Source organism: Edaphobacter sp. HDX4 (assembly GCF_036877565.1).
In the GTDB taxonomy this organism is placed as follows: domain Bacteria; phylum Acidobacteriota; class Terriglobia; order Terriglobales; family Acidobacteriaceae; genus Edaphobacter.
Genome location: NZ_JAEDXW010000103.1, coordinates 1 through 254, shown reverse-complemented (window position 1 = coordinate 254; position 254 = coordinate 1). Strand labels below are relative to the sequence as shown.

At 61.4% G+C, this 254-nt stretch carries 1 pseudogene; it reads left to right on the top strand.

Features of this window, described 5'->3' with window-relative positions:
- Positions 1 to 254: pseudogene (locus JAO29_RS23255) on the top strand (copper-transporting ATPase); the annotation flags it as partial.

The following is a 254-nucleotide window of genomic DNA, read 5'->3' as shown; positions in this document are numbered from 1 at the left end:
CCCAGATTGTCGTCGCCGACGGCGTAAACGAAAACGACCTGCTGCAGATGGTGGCGAGCCTGGAGCGAGCAAGCGAGCATCCTTTGGCCGCAGCCATCGTCGCAGGAGCAGAAGAATGCGGGGTTGCCTTGGCAGAGGTGAAGGAGTTTGCCTCTGTGACTGGAAAGGGCGTGACGGGTGTTATCGACGGAAGACGGGTCGCTGTGGGAACATCTGCTCTTTTGCGGGAGGAGGGCATCGACGCGGGGGCGATG